Source organism: Mesorhizobium sp. M7A.F.Ca.MR.148.00.0.0 (assembly GCF_003997735.1).
In the GTDB taxonomy this organism is placed as follows: domain Bacteria; phylum Pseudomonadota; class Alphaproteobacteria; order Rhizobiales; family Rhizobiaceae; genus Mesorhizobium.
The window spans coordinates 1-2,326 of record NZ_RZTB01000244.1; the positions used below are offsets into that span (position 1 = coordinate 1).

General features: G+C 59.2%; 1 protein-coding gene. It reads left to right on the forward strand.

Annotation, left to right across the window (positions count from 1 at the left end; all coding sequences use genetic code 11):
• Positions 1-105: 105 nt before the first annotated feature.
• A partial coding sequence (locus EOB49_RS33555; protein ID WP_245472959.1) for a TonB-dependent siderophore receptor occupies positions 106-2,326 on the forward strand: 2,221 nt, incomplete at its 3' end.

A 2,326-nucleotide genomic window follows, 5' to 3' on the forward strand; every position in this document is an offset into this window, starting at 1 on the left:
GATGTCCCTCGTTTGGACAAGAATGGACAAACTGCCCAATTCCGTCCAATGACCCACAGATAAGTTGAGAAAGTATCTCAATGTCGACAGGCGGGGACTTTCCTGATGAGCAGAACTTACCGGATGAAGGCGCTTCTGGCGGCCAGCGTCGCCGCAGCCGCGATGATCCCGCCAATGGCCGCGTTCGCACAGTCGGTGCAAACCAGCACCCAGCTTGAACCGGTGGTGGTCGAGGGCGAGGCCGGCGACGGCGCGACCGGACCGGTTAAGGGCGTCGTCGCCAAAAAAAGCAGGACCGGCTCCAAGACGGCGACCGACATCAAGGACATCCCGCAATCCGTGTCGGTGGTCGGCCGTCAAGAGATCGACGACCAGGGCGCACAGAAAGTCGACGAAGCCTTGCGCTACACGGCCGGGGTGTTCGCACAGCCCTTCGGCCCGGACAGCGACACCAACTGGCTGTTCATCCGCGGTTTCCAAGCCACGGCTGATGGCACCTACATGGATGGGCTGCAGCTGTTCAGCTACGCCTTTGGCGGCTTCTACGTCGACAGCTTCGGCCTCGAGCGAGTCGAAGTGCTGAAAGGACCGGCGTCCGTACTCTACGGCGGCAGCAATCCCGGCGGTCTGGTCAACTATGTCAGCAAGCGGCCGGACTTCGAACGCACGCGCTATGTCGAGACTGGCGTCAACGACGCAGGCAATGTCTATCTCGGCTTCGACATTGGCGACGTGGCCAAGGACGGCGCGGTCAGCTACCGGATGACGGGCAAAGTCGCCGGCGGCGATACCTACAGCGACCTGCAAAATGGCTGGCGCGGCTTCATCTCGCCAAGTATTACGTGGAAGCCGGACGAAGCAACCACGCTGACCATCCTGGCCAATTACAGCCACATCGACGAAAACCACAATGGCGGCAGCTTCCTGCCCTATAGCGGGACGGTGACGGACCACATTGTGGACGGCGTGAATTATGGCCGCATCGACCCGGATGCGAATTTCACCGAGCCGAGCGTCGATCTCTACAAGCGGGAACAGGGCTCGATAGGCTACGAGTTCGAACACACATTCGACAATGACTGGACGGTGCGCTCCAACACTCGTTTTAGTGCCGCTTCCATCAACGAAGTCAGCGTCTATCCCAACGGCTGGTCCCGAGATACGAATCCTGCAGCGAGCCCCACTGCGCTGGATCGCATCAATTTCGACCATGACACCGACGCGATGACATTCCTGTCGGACCTGCAGATCGAGGGCAAGGTGGAGACCGGGCCAGTCGAACACACGCTGCTGGCCGGCATCGACTACAAATATTACAACATCGACCAGGTGCAGTCGTCGGCGGAATTTGGGCTTACTCCGCCAATCGACGCGTTCGACCCCGTCTACGGTTCGCCGCTGACGCCCCGCGTCAGCTATCTTAACCAGGACCTGACGCAGAAGCAGCTCGGTTTCTATGCGCAAGACCAATTGCGTTTCGGCGATGGCTGGCTGGTGACGCTGAATGGGCGATATGATCGCGGCTGGCTCGATGCCGACAATCGCCCGACCTATTACACGGAGAAATTCAATCTCCCGGTCATTGATTTGAGCCAGACCGTCGGCGACTTCTCCGGGCGAGCTGGGCTGGCCTATGAATTCGACAACGGCGTCACCCCCTATGTCAGTTTTGCCACCTTCTTCAACCCAATCATCGGCACGACTGCGACCGGCGACTTGTTCAAGCCGGAGACAGGCCAGCAATACGAGGTTGGGGTCAAATATGTGCCGACCTTCATCGACGGCCTGTTCACCGTGTCGCTCTTCGACCTCACCCGTCAAAATGTGGCTTCGAACGTTGACGCATTCGCGCAGATCCAGACCGGCGAAGTACGCTCGCGGGGCATCGAACTCGAAGGCAAGGTAAATGTCACCGAGGACTTCCGGGTGACGGGCGCATTCACTGCCTACGACATCAAGATCCTCAAGGACGTGGACGCATTCAAGGACGATACCGGTATCTCGGTGATCGGCAAAACGCCCTTCATCGTGCCCGAAGTCATGGCTTCCGCCTCGGTCGACTATACGTTCCGCGGCGACTGGTATGACGGCATCTCGATCGGCGGCGGCCTGCGTTATGTTGGCTCTTCGTGGGCCGACAATGAGAACACGGCCAAAGTGCCGGCGGTCACGCTGGCCGATCTGAAACTCGGCTACGAGAAGGAGAATTGGGGGATCGATCTCAACATCACCAACCTCTTCGACAAGACCTATGTGTCGAGCTGCCAGACGACGCTGACCTGTTCCTATGGCGAAGGCCGCTCGTTCAAGCTGAAGGCGCATACGA